Genomic DNA, 22,635 nt, shown 5'->3' on the forward strand with positions numbered 1-22,635 from the left:
TTTACAATTTTTAAGCCTTAGATTTATAGGATTTTTTTAACGCGACGAAGCATTATTACTTCACAACTTCCAGTTTATCAGGATAAATTTGGAGATTGCAATTTTAAAGTTTCAAGTTGTCTATCTATAGGAAGATGTGAAAAATGTAGGTATTATTTTTTACTGGCCGCTCATAATGCTTTATGCGTGGTGTAGTAAAACCTATAGAATACCTTTTTTCGCCTCCTCCTAGTTAACTATTCCGCAAACTTTTCCTTCATAAGCATTTGTTTACCACATGTCAATTTTCCCTCTTTGCACTTTCCGTACACACAAGGTGGCAGTGCTTTTATATAAAGTACTTTTGAAAGTTTTCTAAGTTCATTAAGTTTCTTAGTAGATAATTCTCTTATTTCCCATTGTGCATTTAAACAAATTCGCTCTGATAACATTTTAACATCTATTCTTGCATTTGTAGATATTACTAGTTTGATTTGGTCACAATTCAGTAAAAAACTTAAAGCTATATCGCTACTATACTTTTGTTCTACCTGCAATCTAAAATTCTTAAATTCACTTACAATCTCCACAAACTCTTCATAAAAAGCTGATTTTTTTACGGTTTCTGGGACAACCACTTCCCTATTAACATCTTTAATAATATCAATCAATTCTTCACGATAATTCTCAGATAACCTATGCCTTATTTGCTGATGGTAAGTAACCATGCTGCACATCATTCCAAAGGTAGTTCTAGCCTGCTCAGCTATACTATCGTGTCCATAACCTAGCACTCTGTCAGTTACCCCCTGTGACTTTTTTAGCGCATCGTCCCCCCATACCTCCATAACCTCAGAAGGTGTCTTGGCATGAGTACTTGTTATTGCTCCAACTCCAACATTTAAATCAAGATTTTTGAATGAACCTAAAAGTATCATATTGTTTTTACTATCTATTTTTTCAAGCTCATCTTTATAAAAGCTTTTTTCAACTTCATAATTATTTTTTTTACGTAATCCTTTTAATAATAAAGCAAGGTTATCGGGAAGCAGTTTTATAAATTTACGCTTGATATCTGTAAAAATATTTTCATATCTTGAATCATTAAACAAATAAAATAAATCTAGAACCTTATCGCCGCTCATAGCTACACTAATATTAGTTTTAGCCGCTAATGGAAGAATATATCTTGCATCTTCAATAGGTATTCCATATAAATAGTCTTGAACCTTTGGTCTACCTTTAGCTTCATCATTCTTAAGAGTAGACATTTTATCGTATAATAAAAAAGCTTTGCTTATAAGTTCTCTTGCTTTTATATTATCTTCTTCTGTAAGTTCAGGAACTATATAGGAATCTTCTTTCATAGTAACATATCTTTGGCTTTGCTGAACATATGAAGCTTTTAGTTCACAAAGAAGGGTACTTTGAACTCTATCTATTCCTTCAAACACAAAAGACACATTTGCATATTTTAAAAGTTCTTTTAAATCATCTTTATTTATATTGTCTTTTCTTTCTTTTTTTATCCACTCTTCTAATTTATCTAAACCTACTTCTTCAAAATTCGTTATCTTCAAATTAAATTCACCCCTAAAAAACATTTGTATAGATGAGTAACTTTTTACTCCATATTAATTATCTTCTCCAAAAAGTAGTTTAATCTTTCCATTTGCTCTGTTATGTACAAATATCCAATAAAAGCTTCAAAGCCAGTGGCAGTTCTATATTCACGTATGTCTGCATTCTTAGGTGACGTTCCAGATTTAGCATTTCTTCCCCTCTTATATATGTGCGCTTCTTCTTCGTCAAGCTCTTCTAAAAGTTTTTTCATAAATTCACTTTGAGCATGTGCTTTTACAAACCCTATAGCCTTTACATGAAGCTTATGTACGTTCATATTTACATTTTTATCCACTAAATATATCCTAATAAAGTTCTCATAGACAGCATCACCAATAAAAGCCAGTACCAATGGATTTAGCTGTTTAGCTCTTTCTTTAGAAAACTTATTTTTAAAAATTTCAAAATCCATTAAAAATTATCTCCTTAATCTTAATCTGCATGCTTTAACTAGCATATCTTTAATACTAAAAATGATTATACCATACTTAAGATGCATATATAGATAAACAAGCTGAAATATTTAAATTACCAATACCAAATTTATCCCTACAAACTGGAAGTTGACTCAGTTCACAATTCACAATGCACAGTTCACAATGAATGATGATTTTTCTCAGCTATGCTTCGAAAAATCTAGAAACTTAATGTGCGCAAAGCGCTTAAAATATAGTGTTCAGCGCAGCTGACACTATTAAGTTCTAAGATTTACCTGAGAGTAACGAAAGGTAAATCCACATTCACTCTACTCTGTACTCTCTACTCTGTACTCTGAGTTAAATTAAAATTTGTAATAGTCTACAGCAATTAATTTTATCAAAATAAAAAGTACAGCTAGGGTGTATTTTTCTCCACCAACGCACTGTACTCTCTACTCTGTACTCTTATATTTTATAGTACTTCTTTAATTGAATAAACAAATTTCCCAACTTCACTAAGCATTTTTTCTTTATTGACTTCTTTTTCTATTATTTTCATTATAGCACTGCCTATGATAACTCCATCGCAGTACTCTTTTATGTCCTTTGCCATTTCGGCATTTGAAATACCAAAACCTATGCACTTAGGAATTTCAGTATATTTTGATACCAAAGAAATATAGTCTTCTAAGTTACTAGATAGTTTACTTCTTACTCCGGTAACTCCATTGGTTGATACACAATATATAAATCCGCCCGCTCCATTTACGATATTTTTTATTCTGTTTTCTGATGTTGGAGCAACAAGAGGAATTATATATACACCGTACTCCACTGCTGCGTCTACAATTTCGCTTCTTTCCTCTAGAGGTAAATCTGGTATTATTACTCCATCTATACCTACATCTTTAGATCTTTTTATAAATTTTTCAACACCATACTTATACACATTTCCAAAGTATGTCATATAGACTAGTGGAATGTTAGTTTTTTTTCTAATATTCGACACCATATTCATTATATCATCTATTTTTATTCTATCTTTGAGGACTTTAGAGGATGCTGTTTGAATAACTGGACCATCGGCAATTGGATCAGAATATGGTATTCCAAGTTCTATTATATCGCTGCCAGAAGAAGAAATTTTCAAAACAATATCTTCTGTGGTTTTTATATCAGGATATCCGCTTGTAACAAATGATATCATTGCTTTTTTATTTGATTCTTTTAATTCCTGAAATTTTAAATCTATTCTATTTTTCATCATCTAATCCCTCCATATTTTCCATAACGGTATTTACATCCTTGTCTCCTCTTCCAGAAAGATTTATAACTACAATATTATCTTTAGGAAGTTTTGGTACGAACTTCATTGCATAAGCTACAGCATGAGAACTTTCAAGAGCTGGTATAATACCTTCCTTCTCTGATAAATATAAAAATGCTTCAAGTGCTTCTTTATCTGTTACAGTTTCATATTTTGCCCTATTAGAATCTTTTAAGTAGGAATGCTGCGGACCAACTCCTGGGTAATCAAGCCCTGCTGAAACAGAATAAGCTGGTGTTATTTGTCCGTCTTCATCCTGAAGCACATAAGTCATCATTCCATGTATTATACCTACGCTTCCCTTAGAAAGTGTTGCTGCATTCATATTAGTATCTAGACCTAACCCTGCTGCCTCTACACCTATAAGATTTACACCTTCATCTTTTATAAAGTCATAAAATGCTCCCATGGCATTACTTCCGCCACCAACACATGCAATTACATAGTCTGGAAGTTTATTTTCCACTTTAAACATTTGCGCTTTAATTTCTTCTCCTATTATCTTTTGGAAGTCCTTCACTATTGTAGGATATGGATGAGGTCCCATTACAGAACCAATTACATAGTAAGTACTTTCTATGTTTGTTACCCAATTTCTCATAGCCTCGTTTATTGCATCTTTTAAAGTACATGAGCCTGATTTTACAGAGTTGACTTTGGCACCTAAAATTTTCATTCTAAATACATTAAGTGCTTGTCTTTTAACATCTTCCTCTCCCATAAATACTTCACACTCAAGTCCAAATAAAGCCGCTGCTGTAGCGGTTGCAACCCCATGCTGTCCTGCTCCAGTTTCTGCTATTACTTTTTTCTTACCCATTCTTTTTGCAAGAAGTACCTGACCAAGTGCATTGTTTAATTTATGTGAACCAGTGTGATTTAAATCTTCTCTTTTTAAATATACCTTTGCTCCTCCTAAATCTTTTGTCATGTTTTCTGCAAAGTACAAAGGTGTTTCCCTTCCAACATATTGTCTAAGATAGTATTTATATTCATTTATAAAATTTTCATCATTAATTGCTTTGTTATATTCTACTTCAAGCTCCTCTATGGCATTCATTATAGTTTCTGGAACGTACTGACCCCCATATATTCCAAATCTTCCATTCATTAAAAATTCCTCACTTTCATTATAAATTTTCTTATTTTTGCCTCGTCTTTAAATCCTTCTGTTTCTACACCACTTGATACATCAACTCCAAATGGGTTGAGCTCCTTTATGCACATTTCTACATTATTTTCATTTAAACCACCTGCTGCAATTATTGGTTTTTCGATATAATCTTTAGCAGCCTTAAGCAAATTCCAATCAAATACTTTTCCTGTTCCTCCTGTTTTATTTCCATCCTTGCTGTCAATTAAAAAAGCATCCGCGCAGCATTCCTTTATTAATTTAATATTATTTTTGGAGGTTAAACTAAACGCCTTCCATACCTCATAATTATTAAATTTGTTAATATACTTGTTACCTTCGCTGCCATGAAATTGAAGTATATCAAGCTTTAGTGCTTCTGCAATATTTTTAACAATTTTATACTCCTCGTTAACAAAAACGCCTACCTTTCTTATGCCTGTATTCAAGTTTAAGGAAAGAAGCTTTGCACTTTCCATGGTAACTTTTCTCTTACTGTTTGCAAAAACAAAACCGACATAATCAGGCATATATTTATTTACAAATTCCACATCTTCTTGTCTTTTTATGCCGCAAATTTTTACCTTAATCATGTTTCCTCCTTTTACATTTATGTGAATATTCCGACTTATTTCTATACTGATAGTTATTTCATAAAAATTTGTCGATTCTTATTCATTTTTGCTATGATTAAATATTACATTTTTTTTACTTCATCTAAAAACTGACTTATAGCCGCTTCATTATCTATATTTCGCATAAATGTCTCACCAATGAGCACAGCACTCACTCCCAGTGAAGCAACATATTTAATGTCATTAACCGTTTTTATAGCACTTTCTGAAACCGTCATAACGCCCTTTGGTACATATTTCAAAAGCTTTTCTGTTGTCCTTAAATCAGTTGAAAAATCTCTTAAATCCCTATTGTTTATACCTATAATGCTGCATCCAGCTTCTGCTGCTAACTTTGCTTCCTCCTCATTGTGCACCTCTGTTATAGAATGTAATCCAAGTTCTAATGTCTTTTTGTAGAAACACTTAAGCTTATCTTTAAGCACTGCTGCTATTAAAAGTACTGCATCTGCTCCTATTGCTTTTGCCTGATACAGCTGATACTCATCCACAATGAAATCCTTTCTAAGTACAGGTTTTGTGGATATTTTCTTTACTTCTTTTATATATTCATCTCTTCCAAGAAAATATTTTTTCTCTGTCAAAACAGATATAGCATTGATGTCTATTTCCTCATAAGTTTCTGCAATCTTAGATGGATTAAAATCTTCAAGTATCACACCTTTAGAAGGAGAAGCCTTTTTTATTTCTGCTATTATCGATATTTTATCGTTATTTATTGCATCCTTAAAATTTCTTGGTTTCTTGTCATATTCATAAGCAAGCTGCTGCATTTTTTCTTCACTAATTATATTTTTTTCTTCCTTTAATTGATTTAATTTATTATCTACAATATCATCTAATATCATATTTTCACGCTCCCACAAGCTGCTGGTATTTCTCATATGCAGTTCCATCATCTATAAGCTTTTCCGCAAGCTTTACTCCCGCTTTTAAATCCTCCACAGCTTTTCCAACATAAAGCGCTGCTGCACTATTTAAAACCACTATATCTCTCTTAGCTCCTTTTTTCCCTTTTAGTATGTCTAAAATAATGTCTGCGTTTTCTTCTGGTGTTCCACCTTCTATCTCATTTAGAAAGGCTCTCTTAATTCCAAATTGCTCTGGAGTAATTGTGTAGCTTTTCACTTCATTATTTCTTATCTCAGTAACATAAGTTTCTCCCGTGGTAGTTATTTCATCAAGACCATCACTTCCATGCATAACGATTGCCCTTTCTCTACCCAATTTTACGAGCACTTTTGAAACTACATCAATAAGTTTTTTATCATAAACTCCTAGAACTTGACCTTTTAAATCACATGGATTAGTAATTGGTCCTAAAATATTAAATAGTGTTCTAACTCCAAGCTGCTTTCTAACTGGTCCAACATTTTTCATAGCCTTATGGTAAATTTGGGCAAATATAAATCCCATTCCTTTTTCATCAATAGATTTTTCTACTTCCTCCTTATTAAGCTCTATGTCTATATGAAGTTCACTTAAGACATCTGCACTTCCACTTTTACTTGATACTGACCTATTACCGTGCTTTGCTACCTTTACTCCTCCTGCCGCTGCTATGATTGAAGCTGCCGTAGATATATTAAAGGTTTTTGCTCCATCTCCTCCTGTACCGCACGTATCAATAGCATATGGTGATTTTAGTTCTACCTTCAAGGCATGTTCCCTCATTGCCTTTGCAGCACCAGTTATTTCTTCTGCAGTTTCCCCCTTCATTTTTAAGGCTACTAAGAATGCAGCCATTTGAGCTTCATCTACCCTTCCATCCATTATTTTATTTACTGCTTCGTATGCCTCCTCTTCTGTTAAATCTTCATATGCAGTTACCTTTTTTATCACTTCATTTAACATTACAAATCCCTCCTAAAAAATTTTTTATTATCTTTCTCCCATCTTCAGTAAAATAAGATTCTGGATGAAACTGAAGTCCGTACACCTTATATTCAGCATGCTTTATTCCCATAATTACTCCCTCTTCAGTTTCAGCTGTAATTTTGAGACTTCCCGGCAACTTTTCTCTATCTGCAATAAGTGAATGATATCTCATTACCTTAAGGGGGTTTCTTACTCCTTCAAAAAGCTCCTCATTGTTATGCTTTATTATTGATGTTTTTCCGTGCATTATTTCATTTGCACCTACAATCTCTCCACCAAATGCCTTTGCAATAGATTGATGTCCAAGGCATATACCAAGTATAGGAACTGTGTCCGCAAAGTTTCTAATGACATCTACTGATATTCCAGCATCATCAGGGGTTCCTGGTCCTGGAGAAATTATTATTCCTTCCAAATCAATCTTTCTTATATTTGAAATTGTAATTTCATCATTTCTAACTACTTTTATATTCTTGTATACTTCACCAACATATTGATAAAGGTTATACGTAAAGGAATCATAATTATCTATCATAAGAATCATTTATATCACTTCCTTTAATATTTTTGATTTATTAAGACTTTCCTGATATTCATTCTCTGGTATTGAATCGTAGACTATTCCTCCACCTGCCTGTGCATATGCTTTTTTATTCTTTATTACAAGAGTTCTTATTGCTATGCATGTATCCATGTTTCCATCGAAAGAAAAATATCCAACTGCACCCGCATAACAGCCCCTTTTCACATTCTCAAGTTCATCTATTATTTCCATTGCTCTTATCTTAGGAGCCCCTGATACAGTTCCTGCAGGAATACAAGTTTTAAGTGCATCAAAACAGTCAAATCCGTCTTTTAGCTTTCCTGAAACCTCTGACACTATATGCATCACATGAGAGTAAAATTCAACTTCCATAAGCTTATCAACTTTTACAGTTCCAAATTCACTGATCTTTCCTATGTCGTTTCTTGCAAGATCAAGAAGCATTGAATGTTCTGCTATTTCTTTTTCATCGTTTATGAGTTCATTTTTAAGTTTTGAATCTTCCTTTTCGTCTTTTCCTCTTGGTCTTGTTCCTGCTATAGGATTTGTTATAACTTTGTCACCATAAACACTTACGAGGCTTTCAGGGGATGAACCTGTTATTTGAAAATCGCCAAAATCTATATAAAAAAGGTATGGAGATGGATTTCTAGAACGAAGCTTTCTGTATATATCAAAAGGCTGTTCATCTATATCCATAGTAAATCTCTGCGATAAAACCACCTGGAATATGTCGCCTTTTCTTATATACTCTTTTGCCTTAGAAACTATTTTACAGAAGCCATCTTTAGTAAAATTAGAAGTTATATTTTTATCAACACTACTTCGTTTAATGTCATGCATTCCTTTATTTGTTTTTATTTCCTTTTTCATATTCTTAATTTCAAGAGACACATCTTCGAAGGATGCATGGTCTTCTGAAAACACGTTGTAAATATATATAGCTTTGTGTGTTAAATGATCATATCCTACTATTTTTTTATAAAACATTAAAATTGCTTCAGGTATCTGTAATTCATCCACATTATCATCAGAAATTCTTTCATACTGCTTTATAATGTCATAGCCTATATAACCAATAGCTCCTCCGGAAAACGTATATTCTGTCTTTTCCATGCTGTGCTCTTTTATAAGCCTTTTCACTGTATCTAAAACTTTTCCTTGTTCTTCGTATACTACTTCCCCTTCTTCTACAAAGATTTTTTCCCTATAGCTTTTTACAATTGCATAAGGATCTGTTCCAACAAAGGAATACCTACCTTTAGAATTATTAAAATAATTACTTTCAAGAAGAAACTTGTTTTTACCCTGCATGTTAAAAAATATTGATATAGGAGTTATTTCATCACAGTCTTCCTCAACAATAACTTGAAATGATTTTTTGCTTTTTTTTAAATTATTAAATTCTGTCTTTGAAATGTTATACACCTTGACTCCTCCTTAAAATACTTAATATTTCGAATTTTCCGTTAATTATTTTTTCACTTTATCTTAATTACTGATTTTTTCCAGACGCAAAAAGACCACTTCATCCTTTTTATGGGACGAAGTGGTCGTGGTACCACCCATATTTAGTTTAATTATGAATACACAATTAAACCCTCATCCAGATACGGAAAATTCACCAATAATATGAATATCGATATCCTGTCTTTTTAACGGTAGACTTTCCGAATACCACTACTCAGATCAGCGCACAATTCACAGCGCACAGTTCTCAATTAATAAGAACAAATTTCGCAGTATCACCTCACAGATCCATTCACTAAAGGCTTTAGTATCTGGCTCCCACCGTTCCAGACTCGCTTACATAATTAAAAACCAATGTCCTTTTAGCTACTACTTCTGCTCTTAGGTTTATTACTTTAACAATTTAAATTACTATAATATTATAATACATCAAAATTAATCCAAAGTCAACATATTTTCTATACTTGCCCCTGGAGGAACTATTGGAGTTGCCATAGCATCTTTATCAACGTAAAAATCTACTACCACAGGTCCATCATAAGCAATAGCTTTTTTAAGAGCTTCTTCTACTTCTGCATTTGTATTTGCTCTTATGCCAAGTGCACCATACCCCTCTGCTATTTTTACAAAATCCGTTTGTCTTTCAAGAGTAGTGCTTGAAAATCTCTTTTCATAAAATAAATCCTGCCACTGTCTTACCATACCAAGTACACTGTTATTTAACAAAATTATTTTAACCGGTAAATTGTATCTTACTACTGTAGCAAGCTCATTGCAGTTCATTCTAAAGCTTCCATCACCTGCAATATCAAATACCATTTTATTTTTTCCTACACTTGCTCCTATTGCAGCTCCAAATCCATATCCCATAGTTCCAAGTCCTCCTGAAGTAAGGAAGGTTCTAGGTTTTGTATAAACATATCCTTGAGTTGCCCATATTTGATTTTGACCAACTTCAGTTGTAATTACAGCATCTCCATCTGTAAGCTCATAAAGCTTTTTTAATACATATATTGGATTTACAGAAGCATTGGGATTTAATCTCACTGACCTAGAGCTATCTTTGTTTATTAAACCAAGAGCAAATCTAGTCCATTCATTTTCTTCTCTAGTTCCTAGTCTGCTATTTAATTTTCCAAGTACCTTATTTATATCCCCAATTACAAAAGCATCAGCTTTAATATTTTTAGATACCTCAGCTTCATCAATATCTATGTGGAGAATCTTTGCATTTTTAGCAAAAGTCTTTGTATTGCTTGTAACCCTGTCACTAAAACGAGCCCCCATCGCTATTACAAGGTCACTTTCACAAATACATTTATTTGAAGCAGTAGTTCCATGCATACCTACAAGGCCTGTAAACATAGGATTTTTTCCACTAAAAGCACCGAGTCCCATCATTGTAGTACATACAGGGCACTTCAATTTACTTTGAAATTCTTGAATTACTTCTCGTGCATCAGAAATATTACATCCACCACCAACAACTATAACAGGCTTTTTACTTTCATTTATAGCCTCAATTGCACTTTTTAGTTCAGCTTCACTAATCTCATTATTATTATTCTTTTCCTCTATAGTTATGCTTTTATAATCATATTTTGCTGCAGTAATATCCTTAGGTATATCAATCAACACAGGTCCAGGTCTTCCCGATTTTGCAATAGCAAACGCTCTTCTTATTATTTCTGGTAGGTCTTCGACTTTTCTTACGCTAAAATTATGCTTTGTTATTGGCATAGTTATCCCTGTAATATCTACCTCTTGAAAAGAATCCTTTCCAATAAAAGGTGTAGCTACCTGCCCTGTTATGGCTACCATAGGTACCGAATCCATATATGCAGTTGCAATACCCGTAACAAGATTGGTAGCCCCCGGTCCTGAAGTTGCAAGACAAACTCCAACCTTTCCTGTTGCCCTTGCATAGCCATCCGCTGCATGAGCTGCCCCTTGCTCATGTGAGGTCAATATGCACTTTATATCAGGAAATGAATAAATTGCATCATAAATGTTCAAAATAGCCCCACCAGGATAACCAAATATGGTATCTACTCCTTGTTCTTTTAAACATTCAAGAATAATCCTTGAACCGGTATACTCCATTCTTATCACTCCTTTATACTATGAAAAACAGCCCCCGTATTTGCTGAAGATACGCCTTTTCTATATACATTTAAGTATCCTTTAACAGGCTTTTCTACAACTTTAGGTTTTCTATTTTTTAATTCTTCCTCTGGCACTAATAAATTTATATATTTATTCTCTATATCTATTTCAATTAGATCACCTTCATGAACATATGCAATAGGTCCACCTTCTGCGGCTTCAGGTGATACATGTCCTATAGATGCTCCTCTAGTTGCCCCTGAAAATCTTCCATCTGTTATAAGTGCTACTGATTTATCAAGTCCCATTCCAGCAAGTGCTGCAGTAGGTGAAAGCATTTCTTTCATCCCAGGTCCACCTTTTGGTCCTTCAAATCTTATAACGACAACATCACCTGAATTAATTTTACCTTCTCTAATTGCCTTAGAAACTTCCTCTTCACTTTCAAATACTCTTGCGGGTCCCTTATGTTTCATCATTTCTGGAGCTACCGCTGCCTTCTTTACAACCGCTCCATCTGGTGCTAAGTTACCTCTTAGTATTGCCAGCCCTCCTGTTGCACTATACGGATTATCAAGCCTTATAACATCAGTATTTTTCACAACTGCTTTTTCAACATTCTCCTTTAAGGTCTTACCCGTTACAGTTAAGCAATTTTCATTCAAAATACCTTTCTTTATAAGTCCATTTACAACTGCTGGAATTCCGCCTGCCATGTGCAAGTCTTCTATATGGTGATGTCCTGCCGGACTTAATTTACACACATCTGGCACTTTTTCACTTATTTCATTTATTTTATCAAAATTAATCTCAACATCGCATTCATAGGCTATTGCTGGTAAATGTAAAAGCGAATTTGTTGAACATCCAAGTGCCATATCCACAGATACTGCATTCATAAAAGCAGCTTCTGTTAAAATATCACTTGGCTTTATATCATCCTTTACAAGTTCAACAACCCTCATTCCACTTTTTTTAGCAAGTCTTAATCTATCTGAATAAACTGCTGGTATTGTTCCATTGTAAGGAAGTGCCATTCCTAAAACCTCAGAAAGGCAATTCATTGAATTTGCAGTAAACATTCCTGAACATGATCCGCAAGTTGGACAAGCTGAATTCTCGAGCTCACAAAGTTCCTCTTCAGACATTTTTCCAGCATTTACAGCTCCAACTGCTTCAAATACAGAACTTAAATCTGTAGTTTTTCCATTGGTTTTTCCTGCAAGCATCGCACCACCACTAATTACTATTGACGGTATATTTACTCTTGCAGCTGCCATAAGCATTCCTGGAACTACCTTGTCACAATTTGGTACAAGCACTAAGCCATCAAATGCATGTGCTCTAGCCACTAGTTCAATACTATCTGCAATTATTTGCCTTGAAGGAAGCGAATAACTCATGCCTGTGTGATTCATTGCAATTCCATCACATACGCCTATAGTTCCAAATACTACTGGAACTCCCCCTGCCATTCTTACACCGTCTTTAACTGCTTGAACTATCTTATCAAGGTTCATGTGTCCCGGTATTATTTCGCTGTATGAGCTGGCTATTCCAATAAGAGGTTTATTCATTTCTTCATCAATAAAACCCAAAGCTTTAAATAGAGACCTATGAGGAGCTTTCTCTACACCGCATTTAGCTGCATCTGATTTCATTATTATCCCTCCACTCTTAAAGTTCCTCGAGAACAAGTTCTCCCATTTTTTTAGTTCCAACATTGGTTGTTCCTTCCGTATATATATCACCAGTTCTATATCCTTTTTCAAGAACTTTTTCTACTGCATTTTCTATATCCCTTGCCGCTTCACTCATATTGAAAGAATATTCAAGCATCATAGCTGCTGATAATATCTGTGCAAGTGGATTTGCAAGGTCTTTTCCTGCAATATCTGGTGCAGAACCATGAATTGGCTCATACATTCCAAAGCTGTCATTTCTTAAACTTGCTGATGGAAGCATTCCTATAGAACCAGTTACCATAGAAGCTTCATCTGTCAATATATCTCCAAAAATATTGCTTGTTACTATTACATCAAATTGTGATGGATCTCTAACTAGCTGCATTGCAGTATTATCAACATAAAGATAATTTAATTCAACTTCTGGATATTCCTTTGCAACTTCAGTTACTGTTTCTCTCCAAAGCCTTGATGACTCAAGTATATTTGCTTTATCTACAGATGTAACTTTTTTCTTTCTCTTCATAGCTGCTTTAAAAGCCACATGTGCTATCCTTTTTATTTCCTCTACGTTATATCTTTCTGTGTCATATGCTGAAGGTATACCATTTTGAACTTCTCTTCCTCTTTGACCAAAATATATTCCGCCTGTAAGTTCTCTTACAACCAGTAAATCTATTCCTTTATCTATGATAGACTGCTTTAAAGGTGATGCTGATTTTAAAACATCATAAACTTTTGCTGGTCTTAAATTTGCATAAAGTCCAAGTCCTCCTCTTAATCCCATAAGTGCTTTTTCTGGTCTCTTATCTCCAGGAAGAACATCCCACTTAGGACCTCCAACTGCTCCTAAAAATACTGCATCAGATTTTTTACATTCTTCAAGTGTTGCTTCTGGAAGAGGCACTCCAAATTCATCTATTGCACATCCGCCAGCTTTTAAAGTTGTAAAATTAAATTTAGTATTGTATTTTTCTCCTACCTTTTCTAAAACTTTTACAGCCTCTCTTGTTATATCAACGCCTATACCATCTCCAGGGATGACGGCTATTTTATATTCACTCATGTAAACATCTCCAAACTTTCTATTTTTATAATTACTTGTAATTTTTATAAAATTCAGAGTACAAAGTACAGATGACAGTGAATGATGATTTTCCTTCACTGTACTCTGTACTCTGTCATCTGTTCTCTGTTTAAAACATTCCTTTCTTAACACAGTTAGTAAGTCCATCATTTTTCATTATTTCGATCATGAAATCTGGAAATGGCTGTGCCGTGTATTCTTTGTTTAAAGTAAGGTTTTTAATTTTTCCTTCTATGAAATCAACTTCAAGCTTATCTCCTGTGCTTGCATCATCTACTGCTTCTTCACATTCAAGTATTGGAAAACCTATATTTACTGCATTTCTATAAAATATTCTCGCAAAGCTTTTAGCTATTACACAGGATACTCCTGCAGCCTTTATACATATCGGAGCATGTTCTCTAGATGAACCACATCCAAAGTTCTTTTCAGCTACAACTATGTCCCCTTTTTTTAGTTTCTTTAAGAAATCCACATCTAAGTCTTCCATGCAGTGTTTTGCAAGTTCAGCTGGATCTGATGTGTTTAAATATCTTGCTGGAATTATAACATCTGTATCTATATTATCTCCATATTTTAAAACGCTTCCTTGTGCTTTCATTTATAATACCTCCTCTGGTGATACTATTTTTCCTGCTATTGCTGAAGCTGCCGCTACTGCTGGGCTAGCAAGATATACTTCGCTCTTAGGATGTCCCATTCTTCCTACGAAGTTTCTATTTGTAGTTGATACTGCTCTTTCACCTTCTGCAAGTATTCCCATATGGCCTCCAAGGCAAGGTCCACATGTTGGAGTACTTACAACTCCGCCTGCCTCTATAAATGTTCTTACAAGCCCTTCTTCCATAGCTTCAAGATAGATGTTTTGTGTTCCTGGGAATACTATTAGTCTTATTCCTTTTTTAACCTTTTTACCCTTAAGTATTGACGCAGCAACTCTAAGGTCACTCATTCTTCCATTTGTACATGAACCAATTACTACTTGATCGATTTCTACCTCTCCTGCTTCATCTACAGTTTTTGTATTTTCAGGAAGGTGTGGAAAAGCAACTGTTGGCTTTATAGTACTCAAGTCAATTTCTATAACCTTGCTATACTCAGCGTCTTCATCTGCTTCAAATTTCTTTAATTCTCTATCTGTTCTGCCCTTCATGTATTCAACTGTCTTTTCATCTACAGGGAAAATTCCATTTTTAGCTCCTGCTTCAATGGCCATATTTGCAACTGTAAATCTATCATCTATAGATAAATTTGCTACCCCTTCGCCCGTAAATTCCATTGATTTATAAAGTGCACCATCAACACCTATCATTCCTATTATGTGGAGTATTAAATCTTTTCCTGAAACCCACTTATTAAACTTGCCCTTTAAGACAAATTTTATTGCTTCTGGAACTTTAAACCATGCTTTTCCAGTAGCCATTCCAACTGCCATATCCGTACTTCCTACTCCTGTTGAGAACACACCAAGTGCTCCATAAGTACATGTATGTGAATCTGCACCTATAATTACATCCCCTGGTACTGCCAAACCTTTTTCCGGTATAAGTGCATGTTCTATTCCCATTTCACCTATTTCAAAGTAATTTTTTATTTCTTTACTTCTTGCAAACTCTCTTATCATCTTACAATGTTCTGCTGATTTTATATCCTTATTAGGTGTAAAGTGATCTGGAACTATTGCAATTTTATTTTTATCAAAAACTTTCTTAATATCCATTGTTTTAAAAGCCTTAACTGCTACAGGTGTTGTTACGTCATTACCTAACACAAGGTCAAGCTTTGCAGTTATAAGCTGTCCGGCTTCAACATAGTCAAGTCCTGCATGAGCAGCAAGTATCTTTTGTGTCATTGTCATAGGTTTTTTCATTTTAATTCTCCTCCTTATTAGATCGTATTAATTTATATTCTACGGAATCTACTAATGCAATCCAGCTTGCTTCTATTATGTCATATGATACTCCTACTGTAGTCCACGTTGAAACCCCATCTGTAGACTCAATAAGTACTCTTACTTTTGCACTTGTTGCCTTATTTCCGCTTATTACTCTAACTTTATAATCTCTCAAGTAAACATTCGATAAATCCTTGTAAAAAACTTCGAGTGCTTTTCTAAGGGCATTATCAAGGGCATTTACTGGTCCCTTTCCATCTGCTGCTGTAATTTCTAAAACTCCATTTACTTTTATCTTTACCATAGCTGTGGCACTGTGGTCTGTAGTACTTGGTTTATCAATTATAACTTTATATTCTATAAGTTCAAAGGATGGTTTGAATTTTCCAAGTTCTTTTCTAACCAATAGTTCAAAACTTCCCTCAGCACCTTCAAACTGATATCCTGCATATTCTAATTCCTTTAATTTTTTCATTATTGATTTGGTTTCTTCAGAATTCTTATTGAGACTAGGATTTAACTTTTTTATAGCAGAAAGTATTGTTCCTCTGCCTGCAACCTCAGACATTAATATTTTTCTTTCATTTCCTACTTTGTATGGTGATATATGCTCAAATGATATAGGATTCTTTTTAACAGCATCTATATGCATACCACCTTTATGCGCAAAAGCGCAATTTCCAACATACGGTTCTCTATCCTCTGGTATCACATTGCTTACTTCACATATATAATTATAAGTTGGCGTTAAATACTCCAGTTTTTCATCTGGTAAAGCCCTATAATTAAGCTTTAATTGTAAATTTGCTATTATTGTTGAAAGATTTGCATTTCCGCATCTCTCTCCAAAACCGGTAAAAGTTCCTTGTACATGTTTAATTCCATTTTGAACTCCAACAACAGAATTTGCTACGGCCATACCACAATCGTTATGACAGTGTATACCTAAATTTTCAAACCCAAGTTCTGCAACTAAATATTTCGAAATTTCCTGAATTTCATTTGGAAGAGTTCCTCCATTCGTATCACAAAGAACAATCCACTTTGCTCCTGCCTCTTTAGCTGCATAAATTACTTTTAAGGCATACTCCCTATTATGTTTAAATCCATCAAAAAAATGTTCTGCATCAAATATAACTTCTTTCCTGAGTTTAACAAGATATTTTATACTTTCTGTTATCATATTTAAGTTTTCTTCTAGTGATGTCTTTATTATATCGACAACATGAAAATCCCACGCTTTTCCAAATATGCATATAACCTTAGCTTCGCTATTTATTAAATCATTAAGATTTTTATCTTCTTCTACCTTTAAATCCGGCCTTCTTGTGCTTCCAAATGCACATATTTTAGCATGCTTAAATTCATAACTTTTTATCTCACTAAAAAATTCTCTATCTTTTGGATTTGAATTTGGATTTCCAGCTTCAATATAATCTACGCCTAATTCATCCAGCTTTTTTGCAATCTTTATTTTATCTATAACACTAAATGAAATTCCCTGTGCTTGTGAGCCATCTCTAAGGGTACTATCAAAAATATAAACTTTCTTATCCATATTTCACCCTTCTAACCTTTTTAATGAATTTGCATAAATTAACCTATTTAAGAACAAAACTTGTATATCTTCAAAGACATACAAGTTTTGAAACAGTTACTTTCTCATCCAAGACATCATTTTTCTAAGTTCAGCTCCAACTTTTTCAATTTGGTGTTCCGCATGTGCTTTCTTTGAAGCATTAAAATACGGTCTACCAATTTGATTTTCAAGAAGCCAATTTCTTGCAAATGTGCCGTTCTGTATATCTTTCAAAACTGATTTCATTGCCTTTTTAGTATCTTCAGTTATAATCTTTTCACCTGTAATGTAATCTCCATATTCAGCGGTGTCACTTATTGAATATCTCATTAAGTTAAGTCCGCCCTGGTTAATTAAATCAACTATTAATTTCATTTCGTGACAACATTCAAAATATGCCATTTCTGGTTGATATCCTGCTTCTACCAAAGTTTCAAAACCGGCCTGAATAAGTGCTGTAACTCCTCCACATAAAACAGCTTGCTCTCCAAACAAATCAGTTTCAGTTTCTTCTTTAAATGAAGTTTCTATAACTCCGGCTCTTGCTCCTCCTATTCCTAATGCATAAGCGAGAGCAACTTCTTTAGCTTGACCTGTAGCATTTTGATGAATTGCTATAAGACATGGAACTCCGTGTCCTTCTAAAAATTGACTTCTTACGGTATGACCAGGTCCTTTAGGAGCAATTAAGAATACATCAACATCTGATGGTGGAACTATCTGTCCAAAATGTATTGCAAAACCATGTGCAAATACTAATGCTTTTCCTGCTGCAAGATTAGGTTCAATGCTTTCCTTGTAAAGCTTAGCCTGTTTTTCATCGTTTATTAAAATCATTATAATGTCAGCTTCCTTAGCTGCTTCTGCGGAAGTTTTTACTGTTAAACCTGCAGCTTCTGCCTTAGCCCATGATTTACTTCCTTCATATAAGCCAACTACAACATCTACACCGCTTTCATGTAAATTAAGTGCATGTGCATGTCCTTGACTTCCGTAACCTATTACAGCAACTTTCTTACCTTTCAAATAATCAAGATTACAATCTTGTTCATAATATACTTTTGCCATTGTAAAGCCCCCTAAATATTTTATTATTTATATTTTATATTGATTTTATACCTCTTTGTATAGCTATGAAGCCACTACTTACTACTTCTATTATTCCATATGGATTCAAAAGCTCTTTAAATGCCTCAATTTTATTGCTGTCACCAGTTATCTCTATTGTCAATGTTTCATTTGTTACATCTACTACAGCTGCTCTAAAGATATTTACACAGTTTAGAATCTCCTGCCTTGCAGCCCCTTTTGCAGTCACTTTTATGAACATTATAGTTTTGCACACTGCTTCTGAATCATTTAAGAGTATAACTTTGTGTACGTCTTCTAATTTTTTAATTTGTTTAATTAACTGCCCCACTTCTTCTTCATCATTCATTTTAGAAATCAAAGTAAGTCTTGATACTTTTTCATTTTCTGTAACGCCTGCTGTAACACTTTCAAGATTATAACCCCTCCTATTAAAGAGCTCACATACTCTTGTAAGTACACCAGGATTATTATCTACAAGTACTGATAATACATAAGGATTCAATGCTATCACCTCTTGCCTGTAAGATATGTTTTCTAAGAATTTACCATCTAGCAAGTTAATTGTCAACGATTTGGAGAGTTTTTGCAATATATTAGTTTTTTGATTTCATTTTTAACATAATACAAAAAAGTGGTATATGTATTTAATACTTTATCAATTTATAGTGTACAGTGTGCAGTTCTCAATTAAGGAATATTTTTCTCCGATTCTCTACGGAAAATAAAAATTTAGGGACAACACATAGATTTATTTTTTATATAAAGCTATGTGTTGTCCCTATACTCTTAATTCAAGATTTTCTGTAATCCAATGAAGAAAAATCAACATTAACTATGCACTGCAAATTGTACTTTGTGAACCTTATTTATATTTCCATCTTACTCCAGCCTTAGTATCCTCAAGTACTATGCCTCTAGCACTTAAATCATCCCTTATTTTATCTGCAAGCTTAAAATCCTTATTTTTTCTTGCTTCTTGTCTCTTTTGAATTAATTCTTCTACTTCATCCTCAATAGTCTTCTTAGTAGTCTTCTGTAAGATTCCAAGAGGCCTTCCTAAATTCCTTATAGTATCAAGTGCATATCTTATCAATTCTTTTGATGAATTAATATTCATGTTAATATTTACATCTTTAATTAACTCAAATATAACCGATATAGCATCTGCTGTATTAAAATCGTCATCCATTCTGCTTTCAAACTTTTCTTTATATTCATCTATTATTTTAATATATTTTGATTCTTCATCAGTTACCTTTTCATTCTTTACCTCATCATATAAACTTTCCAAATTTGAAATTGAATTATACAATCTTTCCATAGAAAGTTTTGCGGAATTTAATAATTCTTTAGTAAAATTAAGTGGTGTTCTATATTGTGCTGATAATAAAAACATCCTAACAACTTCAGCATCATATTCTTCCAAAATCTCTCTAGTTGTAAAAAAGTTTTTAAGTGATTTTGACATTTTTTTATTATTTATATTTAAGTATGCTGAATGCATCCAGTAATTAGCAAATTTTTTTCCACTTCTTGCTTCACTTTGAGCTATCTCATTTTCATGATGTGGGAAAACCAAATCCATCCCACCTGCATGTATATCTATAGTCTCTCCCAAAAGCTTAGATGACATGCATGAGCATTCTATATGCCAACCAGGTCTTCCCTCACCCCATGGACTTTCCCATGCTGGTTCTCCTGGTTTTTTATTTTTCCATAAAGCAAAATCCATCGGATCTTTCTTTCTTTCATCTACACCTATTCTAGCTCCTGATTGAAGATCCTCAAGATTTTGTCCCGAAAGTTTTCCATACCCTTTGAAGGATTTTGTATTAAAATACACATCTCCATCAACTTCATAGGCATATCCCCTTTCAATCAAATCACTTATAAATCTTATTATTTCCTGCACAAATTCGGTTGCTCTTGGATTGCAAGTGGCTCTCTCTATATGAAGTGCATCTGCATCTTTGTAATATTCTCCTATAAATCTTTCTCCCAATTCTTTAAGTGTAGTTCCTTCTTCATTCGCTCTCTTTATTAGTTTGTCATCTATATCTGTAAAATTTTGAATATAAGAAACTTTATATCCTTTATACTCAAGATATCTTCTTACAGTATCAAATATAACAAAAGTTCTAGCATTCCCTATATGAAAGAAGTCATATACCGTAGGACCGCATACATACATCTTGACCTCGCCTGGTGTAATAGGTACAAACTTTTCTTTTTGCCGTGTCATTGTATTAAATATTTTCATTTTTTTCCTCCTTTTTTATTTGTAATTTAAACCTATACTACTCAACTATAGATAAGCGAGCTAACAGGTTAAAATTGGTAATACGAATTTTATCCTGTTAAATTCGAATTTGCAAGGATAAACTTGGAATTTTTAAGTTTCATATTATCTATCTTTATTTAAGTTCTTGTTTCACTTTTTCTATCAACGAATCCAATGCTACCTCTTCCACATTGTCATTTTTTCTAAGTTTAAATTCAACTATTCCATCGCCTATTTTCTTTCCAACTGTAATTCTCACAGGTATCCCTATCAAATCGGCATCTTTAAATTTAACGCCTGCTCTTTCGTTTCTATCATCAAGTAATACTTCTATTCCTAAAGCTCTTATTTCATTATATATCTTTTCTGCCGTCTTCATTTGTTCTTCATTTTTAAACACAGCTGGAATAACAATAACCTTATATGGTGCTACTGACATTGGCCAAACTATTCCATTTTCATCATGATGCTGCTCTATAACAGCCGCCATAGTTCTATTTATTCCAATTCCATAGCATCCCATAATAAGAGGCTTATTTTCTCCATTTTCGTCTACAAAATATGCTCCCATTGATTCAGAATACTTAGTTCCCAGTTTAAATATATGTCCTACCTCTATACCTCTTGCTATAGTAAGTTCCTTTCCGCATTTAGGACATTTTTCTCCTTCTACTGCATTCCTAAAATCCCCAACAGTTCCTTCAAAATCTCTGCCATAGTTTACATTTGAAAAATGATATCCTGTTTCATTCGCTCCAACAATAAAATTATACATAAATGTAACTTCGTTATCCACAAATAGATAATCTACTTTAATGCCTATTGGTCCTGCAAACCCTACTGCTGCCCCTGTAACAGTTTTAACTGTTTTTTCATCTGCAAGTTCAAATTCAACTGGAGCTCCAACTGCATTCTTTACTTTTGTTTCATTTACTTCTCTGTCTCCTCTAACCATTACTGCAACAACTTTATCATCTGCTTTATATATTATTGTCTTTACGAATCCTTTTGAATCAGTATTAAAAAATTTAACTAGATCGTCTATTGTTTTAGCATGTGGTGTTTCTACTTTTGATAAATCTTTAAGCTCCTCCTCCTGTTCCTTTTCTGGAGTACATGGTGCTTTTTCAATGTTAGCTGCATAATCACATTCTTTGCAAAATGCAACTTCATCTTCACCAATTTCTGATTTAACCATGAATTCTGCTGAACCTGATCCCCCCATTGCACCTGAATCTGCTGCTACAGCCTTGCACTCAACGTTACATCTTTTAAATATTTTAGTGTAAGCTTCGTACATTTTATTATAGGATACATCCAAACCTTCATAATCCTTATCAAAGCTATATGCATCTTTCATTACAAATTCTCTTGAACGAATCATTCCAAATCTTGGTCTTCTCTCATCTCTATATTTAGTTTGAATCTGATATAGATTAACTGGGAGTTGTTTGTATGATTTTATTTCATTTCGAGCCAAATCAGTAAAAACTTCTTCATGAGTTGGTCCAAGGCAAAACTCTCTTTCATTTCTATCATTTAATTTAAACATCTCAGGTCCAAAAACTTCCCATCTTCCAGACTCTTTCCAAAGCTCTGAAGGTAAAAGAGCAGATGCTAAAAATTCTTGTGCTCCTGCATTATTCATTTCTTCTCTTACTATATTCTCAATATTTTTTAATACTTTAAGTCCAAGGGGCATATAATTATATACTCCTGAAGCCATCTTTCTTATCATACCCGATCTAAGCATAAGCTTATGGCTTTCTATTTCTGCTTCTGCTGGGGTCTCCCTTAAAGTTAGCATTAACATATTTGACATTTTCATTATAGTAACTCCTCCTACAAACTTTTTATTTATGTATATATTTTCAAATTACCTGCAAGCTTTAAATTACTTGAAA

The 22,635-nt window shown here is 33.6% G+C and carries 19 protein-coding genes; all 19 read right to left on the minus strand.

The genetic code is table 11. The features are described from left to right. Window positions 1-236: 236 nt before the first annotated feature. Window positions 237-1,559 carry an FAD-dependent thymidylate synthase gene (locus LQK79_RS17250; protein ID WP_231017313.1) on the minus strand — a complete coding sequence of 441 codons (1,323 nt, stop codon included), beginning with the start codon at window positions 1,557-1,559 and terminating at the stop codon, window positions 237-239. A 44-nt stretch (window positions 1,560-1,603) separates the two neighbouring features. Further along, window positions 1,604-2,014, minus strand: a complete 411-nt coding sequence (locus tag LQK79_RS17255; protein ID WP_053243600.1) for a Mini-ribonuclease 3 — start codon at window positions 2,012-2,014, stop codon at window positions 1,604-1,606. A 479-nt stretch (window positions 2,015-2,493) separates the two neighbouring features. Further along, window positions 2,494-3,285: a tryptophan synthase subunit alpha gene (gene trpA / locus LQK79_RS17260; protein WP_053243307.1), complete on the minus strand. Its 792-nt coding sequence runs from the start codon at window positions 3,283-3,285 to the stop codon at window positions 2,494-2,496. Further along, window positions 3,275-4,459 carry a tryptophan synthase subunit beta gene (trpB, locus tag LQK79_RS17265; protein WP_231017314.1) on the minus strand — a complete coding sequence of 395 codons (1,185 nt, stop codon included), beginning with the start codon at window positions 4,457-4,459 and terminating at the stop codon, window positions 3,275-3,277. Before trpB ends, trpA begins: the two co-directional genes overlap by 11 nt. Beyond that, entirely contained in the window at window positions 4,459-5,073 is a 615-nt protein-coding gene (locus tag LQK79_RS17270; protein ID WP_231017315.1) for a phosphoribosylanthranilate isomerase, read from the minus strand. Before LQK79_RS17270 ends, trpB begins: the two co-directional genes overlap by 1 nt. A 104-nt stretch (window positions 5,074-5,177) precedes the next feature. Further along, a complete protein-coding gene (gene trpC / locus LQK79_RS17275) occupies window positions 5,178-5,963 on the minus strand; it encodes an indole-3-glycerol phosphate synthase TrpC (protein WP_231017316.1) in 786 nt (261 codons plus the stop codon). 4 nt (window positions 5,964-5,967) lie between these two features. Then, complete coding sequence (trpD, locus tag LQK79_RS17280) at window positions 5,968-6,969, minus strand: anthranilate phosphoribosyltransferase (protein ID WP_231017317.1); 1,002 nt, start codon at window positions 6,967-6,969, stop codon at window positions 5,968-5,970. Then, window positions 6,959-7,537, minus strand: coding sequence for an anthranilate synthase component II (locus tag LQK79_RS17285; RefSeq protein ID WP_231017318.1), 579 nt, complete (start codon window positions 7,535-7,537; stop codon window positions 6,959-6,961). Before LQK79_RS17285 ends, trpD begins: the two co-directional genes overlap by 11 nt. Beyond that, entirely contained in the window at window positions 7,538-8,965 is a 1,428-nt protein-coding gene (trpE, locus tag LQK79_RS17290; protein ID WP_053242081.1) for an anthranilate synthase component I, read from the minus strand. A 477-nt stretch (window positions 8,966-9,442) separates the two neighbouring features. Next, a complete protein-coding gene (gene ilvB / locus LQK79_RS17295; RefSeq protein ID WP_053242082.1) occupies window positions 9,443-11,110 on the minus strand; it encodes a biosynthetic-type acetolactate synthase large subunit in 1,668 nt (555 codons plus the stop codon). A 5-nt stretch (window positions 11,111-11,115) separates the two neighbouring features. Beyond that, on the minus strand, window positions 11,116-12,774 hold the full coding sequence (gene ilvD / locus LQK79_RS17300) for a dihydroxy-acid dehydratase (protein ID WP_231017319.1): 1,659 nt from the start codon (window positions 12,772-12,774) through the stop codon (window positions 11,116-11,118). 16 nt (window positions 12,775-12,790) lie between these two features. Next, window positions 12,791-13,864, minus strand: a complete 1,074-nt coding sequence (gene leuB, locus LQK79_RS17305; protein ID WP_053242084.1) for a 3-isopropylmalate dehydrogenase — start codon at window positions 13,862-13,864, stop codon at window positions 12,791-12,793. Between the two features lie 130 nt (window positions 13,865-13,994). Continuing rightward, window positions 13,995-14,486, minus strand: a complete 492-nt coding sequence (leuD, locus tag LQK79_RS17310; protein ID WP_053242085.1) for a 3-isopropylmalate dehydratase small subunit — start codon at window positions 14,484-14,486, stop codon at window positions 13,995-13,997. Continuing rightward, a complete protein-coding gene (leuC, locus tag LQK79_RS17315; RefSeq protein WP_231017320.1) occupies window positions 14,487-15,755 on the minus strand; it encodes a 3-isopropylmalate dehydratase large subunit in 1,269 nt (422 codons plus the stop codon). Window position 15,756: 1 nt separating this feature from the next. Further along, a complete protein-coding gene (gene cimA, locus LQK79_RS17320) occupies window positions 15,757-17,337 on the minus strand; it encodes a citramalate synthase (protein ID WP_231017321.1) in 1,581 nt (526 codons plus the stop codon). A 96-nt stretch (window positions 17,338-17,433) separates the two neighbouring features. Continuing rightward, window positions 17,434-18,426, minus strand: coding sequence for a ketol-acid reductoisomerase (gene ilvC / locus LQK79_RS17325; RefSeq protein WP_053242086.1), 993 nt, complete (start codon window positions 18,424-18,426; stop codon window positions 17,434-17,436). 34 nt (window positions 18,427-18,460) lie between these two features. Further along, entirely contained in the window at window positions 18,461-18,961 is a 501-nt protein-coding gene (gene ilvN, locus LQK79_RS17330; protein ID WP_231017322.1) for an acetolactate synthase small subunit, read from the minus strand. Window positions 18,962-19,312: 351 nt separating this feature from the next. Beyond that, complete coding sequence (cysS, locus tag LQK79_RS17335) at window positions 19,313-20,710, minus strand: cysteine--tRNA ligase (RefSeq protein ID WP_231017323.1); 1,398 nt, start codon at window positions 20,708-20,710, stop codon at window positions 19,313-19,315. 154 nt (window positions 20,711-20,864) lie between these two features. Beyond that, window positions 20,865-22,559, minus strand: a complete 1,695-nt coding sequence (locus tag LQK79_RS17340; RefSeq protein WP_231017324.1) for a proline--tRNA ligase — start codon at window positions 22,557-22,559, stop codon at window positions 20,865-20,867. Window positions 22,560-22,635: the final 76 nt, after the last annotated feature.

The organism is Clostridium guangxiense (genome assembly GCF_021043395.1).
Taxonomy (GTDB): domain Bacteria; phylum Bacillota; class Clostridia; order Clostridiales; family Clostridiaceae; genus Clostridium_S; species Clostridium_S guangxiense.